General features: G+C 72.7%; 4 protein-coding genes and 1 pseudogene. All 5 read left to right on the top strand.

Features of this window, described 5'->3' with window-relative positions:
• Positions 1–138 precede the first annotated feature (138 nt).
• On the top strand, positions 139–1,149 hold the full coding sequence (locus ACFE60_RS17715) for an aldo/keto reductase family protein (RefSeq protein ID WP_375390176.1): 1,011 nt from the start codon (positions 139–141) through the stop codon (positions 1,147–1,149).
• Between the two features lie 77 nt (positions 1,150–1,226).
• Positions 1,227–2,246: a substrate-binding domain-containing protein gene (locus ACFE60_RS17710; protein WP_375390175.1), complete on the top strand. Its 1,020-nt coding sequence runs from the start codon at positions 1,227–1,229 to the stop codon at positions 2,244–2,246.
• Between the two features lie 82 nt (positions 2,247–2,328).
• A complete protein-coding gene (locus ACFE60_RS17705; RefSeq protein WP_375390174.1) occupies positions 2,329–3,048 on the top strand; it encodes an L-ribulose-5-phosphate 4-epimerase in 720 nt (239 codons plus the stop codon).
• Positions 3,045–4,556, top strand: a complete 1,512-nt coding sequence (gene araA, locus ACFE60_RS17700) for an L-arabinose isomerase (protein WP_375390173.1) — start codon at positions 3,045–3,047, stop codon at positions 4,554–4,556. Before ACFE60_RS17705 ends, araA begins: the two co-directional genes overlap by 4 nt.
• Positions 4,553–4,754: pseudogene (locus tag ACFE60_RS17695) on the top strand (ATPase); the annotation flags it as partial. The gene araA and the pseudogene ACFE60_RS17695, both read left to right, overlap by 4 nt.

The raw sequence follows: 4,754 nt of genomic DNA, 5'->3' as shown, positions 1-4,754 counted from the left end.
AGTACCCGCAGCCGCAGCTGGACGTCCCCGCGCTGAAGGCGAGGCTCGCGCCGCCCCACTGAGCCGGGCCGTGAGCGCTCACAGGCCCCTCCTCCTACGCTGCTCCCGGCCGGTCGCGGCCACGGAAGGCGGACGACGATGGAGTACCGGTACCTCGGCAGGTCGGGGTTCAAGATCTCGGAGATCACCTACGGCAACTGGGTGACGGCGGCGAGCCAGGTCGGGAACGACTCGGCGATCGCCTGCGTGCACGCGGCGCTCGACGCCGGCATCTCGACGTTCGACACCGCGGACGTCTACGCCAACACCGGCGCGGAGACCGTGCTGGGGGAGGCGCTGAAGGGCACCCGCAGGCAGTCCGTCGAGATCTTCACCAAGGTCTTCGGGCCGACGGGGCCGAAGGGGCACAACGACGTCGGGCTGTCGCGCAAGCACGTCCTCGAATCGATCGACGGGTCGCTCGAGCGGCTCGGCACCGACTACGTGGACCTGTACCAGGCGCACCGGTTCGACCGCTTCACGCCGCTCGAGGAGACGATGCAGGCGTTCGCCGACCTCGTCCGGCAGGGCAAGGTGCTGTACGTCGGCGTCTCCGAGTGGACCGCCGAGCAGCTGCGCGCGGCCGCGCCGCTCGCGAAGGACCTCGGCTTCCAGCTGATCTCCAACCAGCCCGAGTACTCGGCCCTGTGGCGCGTCATCGAGGGCGAGGTCGTGCCGGCGTCGGAGGAGCTGGGCATCTCCCAGATCGTGTGGTCGCCGATCGCGCAGGGCGTGCTCACCGGCAAGTACAAGCCGGGCGGCGAGCTGCCGGCCGGCAGCCGCGCGCTCGACGACAAGGGCGGCGCGGGCTTCATCAAGCGGTGGCTGCAGGACGACGTGCTGCAGCGCGTGCAGGACCTGCAGCCGATCGCCGACGAGCTCGGGCTGTCGCTCGCGCAGCTCGCGGTCGCGTGGGTGCTGCAGAACGACAACGTCGCGAGCGCGATCATCGGCGCCTCCCGCCCCGAGCAGGTCACCGAGAACGCGAAGGCGGCCGGCGTCGTGATCCCGACCGAGCTGCTCGAGCGCATCGACGAGGTGCTGGGCGACGCGGTCGAGCGGGACACCGCCATCACGGCGACCCGCAGCCCGCAGCAGCGCGAGGCCTGACACCCCTTCGTCTTTCAGGAGTTCCGGTCGATCGGAACTCCTGAAAGACGGAACGGGGTGCGCCCTACACTCGCGCCGTGCCGAACATCTTCGACGTCGCGCGCGCGGCGGGGGTGTCGCACCAGACCGTCTCCCGGGTGCTGAACGGCGACGCGACCGTGCGCGCCGCGGTGCGCGAGAAGGTCGACGAGGCGATCACCGCCCTCGACTACCGGCCCAGCGCCGCCGCGCGCGCGCTCGCCAGGCGGCGCACGCAGACCGTCGGGATGGTCGTCGTCGGCATGCCGTACTTCGGCCCGGCGAGCGTCGCGAACGGGTTCAACGCCGCGGCGCGGGGCAGCGGCTGGGACGTCGCGATGGCCGCGACCGACGGCCTCGACGGCGGCGACGTCCGCCAGGCGGCGGAGTCGCTGCTCGGCCAGGACGTCCGCGCCGTCGTCGTGATCGCGCCGGGCCAAGCGGTCGGCGACGCGCTCGCCTACCTGCCCGCCCGCCTCCCGGTCGTCACCAGCGTCGACGTCGTGCCCGGCGCGAGCACCGTGGCGGTCGACGACGTCCGCGGCGCCGAGCTGGCCGTCGAGCACCTCGCTGCCCTCGGCCACCGAGAGGTGCTGCACCTGGCCGGCCCGCAGGACTGGACGGAGGCGGGCCAGCGCGTCGCCGGATGGCGCGCGGCGTCGCTGCGGCTCGGGCTCGGCACGCCGGACCCGCTGCAGGGCGACTGGTCCTCCGCGACGGGCTACCGGCTGGGCGGGGAGATCGCCCGGACCGGGGCGCCGCCCGCGGTGTTCTGCGCGAACGACCAGATGGCGCTCGGGGTGCTCGCCGCGTTCCGGGAGGCGGGCGTCCGCGTGCCCGAGGACGTCAGCGTCGTCGGCTTCGACGACATCCCGGAGGCCGCCTACTTCCCGCCGGCGCTGACCACCCTGCGGGTCGACTTCCCGTCCCTCGGGCGACGGATGATGCAGCGCGTCGACGACCTGCTCGCCGATCGGGAGCCCGAGCCGGTGGTCCCGCTGGCACCCGAGCTGGTCGCGCGCGCCTCCACCGCCCCGCCCCGCGGACGCGCGCTTCCGAGCGAGGCGCGATCTTGTTAGAGTGAGCGCTCACTTCGCACCTGCCGCGAAGGCCATGAGCGCAGCAGCGCTCACTTCACCGCGTGGAATCACTGGAGATGCGATGGCAACCGGCTTCAGCGCTGAGACCGAGCAGGCGATCGCGCGCGTCCGCGTCGAGGTCGCCGAGCTGCACGCGGAGCTCATCCGGTACGGCCTCGTGGTCTGGACCGGCGGCAACGTCTCCGGCCGCGTCCCCGGCGCCGACCTGTTCGTCATCAAGCCGTCGGGGGTGCCGTACGACGCGCTCGCCGCGGGCGACATGATCCTCTGCGACCTCGACGGCACCGTCGTCGAGGGCAGCGACGGCAGCGACCGAAGCCCCTCCTCCGACACCGCCGCGCATGCGTACGTGTACCGCCACATGCCCGAGATCGGCGGCGTCGTGCACACCCACTCGACGTACGCCTGCGCCTGGGCCGCCCGCGGGGAGGCGATCCCGTGCGTGCTCACCGCGATGGCGGACGAGTTCGGCGGCCCCGTGCCGGTGGGCCCGTTCGCGATCATCGGCGACGACTCAATCGGCCGCGGCATCGTCGAGACGCTCGCCGGTCACCGCTCCCGAGCGGTCCTCATGCGGAACCACGGCCCGTTCACGATCGGCTCCGATGCCCGGGACGCCGTGAAGGCCGCCGTCATGGTCGAGGACGTCGCCCGCTCCGTGCACATCGCCCGCCAGCTCGGCGAGCCCGTGCCGATCCCGCAGGAGGCGATCGACCGCCTCTTCGACCGCTACCAGCACGTGTACGGGCAGTCGCCCACGACCGACGGAGGAGCCGCATGACGACGCTCGACACCACCTTCGACTCCTACCGGGCCCTCTTCCTCACCGGCAGCCAGCACCTCTACGGCCCGGAGACGCTCGCGCAGGTCGCCGAGCAGTCGCAGGCGATCGCGGACGAGCTCGGCGCCGGCGTGCCGGTGCGGGTGGACTGGCGACCCGTGCTGACCGACGCGGAGGCGATCCGCCGCGCGATGCTCGACGCGAACGGCGACGACGGCGTGATCGGCGTCATCGCCTGGATGCACACCTTCAGCCCCGCGAAGATGTGGATCGGCGGCCTCACCGCCCTGCAGAAGCCGCTGCTCCACCTCCACACGCAGGCGAACGTCGCGCTGCCGTGGAGCGAGATCGACTTCGACTTCATGAACCTGAACCAGGCCGCGCACGGCGACCGCGAGTTCGGCTACATCGAGTCGCGGATGGGGGTGCCGCGCACCACCGTCGTCGGCCACGTGTCCGACCCCGCCGTCCGCGCGAAGGTCGAGTCCTGGCAGCGCGCCGCCGCCGGCCGCACCGCCGCACGCACGCTGAAGCTGGCGCGCTTCGGCGACAACATGCGCTTCGTCGCCGTCACCGAGGGCGACAAGACCGAGGCGGAGATCCGCTTCGGCATGCAGGTCAACACCTGGGGCGTGAACGAGCTGGCCGACCGCGTCGCCGCGGTCGCCGACGTGGACGTCGACGCGCTGGTCGCCGAGTACGACCGGCTCTACGACGTCGTGCCCGAGCTGCAGGAGGGCGGCGCGCGCCGGCAGGCCCTCCGGGACGGCGCCGCCATCGAGCTGGGCCTGCGGTCGTTCCTGGAGGAGGGCGGGTTCGCCGCGTTCACCACGAACTTCGAGGACCTCGGCGCGCTCGAGCAGCTGCCGGGTCTCGCCGTGCAGCGGCTCATGGCCGAGGGCTACGGCTTCGGCGCGGAGGGGGACTGGAAGACCGCGGCCCTGGTTCGCATCGCGAACGTGATGGGCGCGGGTCTGCCGGGCGGCGCCAGCCTGATGGAGGACTACACCTACGACATGACGCCGGGCAGCGAGCTGATCCTCGGCGCGCACATGCTCGAGGTCAGCCCGTCGCTCACCTCCGCGAAGCCGAGCCTCGAGATCCACCCGCTCGGTATCGGCGGCAAGGACGACCCGGTTCGGCTCGTCTTCAGCGCCGACCCCGGCCCCGCCGTCGTCGTCGCGATGAGCGACGTGCGCGACCGCTTCCGCCTCGTCGCGAACGTCGTCGACGTCGTCGCGCCGCCGGAGGCGCTGCCGAAGCTGCCCGTCGGCCGCGCGGTCTGGAAGCCGGAGCCGGACTTCACCACCTCTGCGACGGCCTGGCTCACCGCGGGCGCCGCCCACCACACCGTGATGACGACCGCCGTCGGCGTCGAGGTCTGGCAGGACTTCGCGGCGATGACCGGGACCGAGCTGCTCGTCATCGACGCCGGCACCACGATCCGCGGCTTCCAGAACGAGGTGCGCTGGAACGCCGCCTACCACCGGCTGGCGCGCGGGCTGTGAGCACGATCGACGCGGCGCCGACGATCGCGGACGGCCGCGCGGTCCTCGGCATCGAGCTGGGGTCCACCCGGATCAAGGCGGTCCTGATCGGTCGCGAGCACGAGGTGCTCGCCACCGGCGGCCACGACTGGGAGAACCAGTTCGTCGACCGGCTGTGGACCTACCGGCTCGAGGACGCCTGGGACGGGCTCCGCGCGG

Source organism: uncultured Amnibacterium sp. (assembly GCF_964245895.1).
Classification (GTDB): domain Bacteria; phylum Actinomycetota; class Actinomycetes; order Actinomycetales; family Microbacteriaceae; genus Amnibacterium.
The sequence above is the reverse complement of the archived record's forward strand: the minus strand, read 5'-3'. Positions and strand labels throughout refer to the sequence as shown.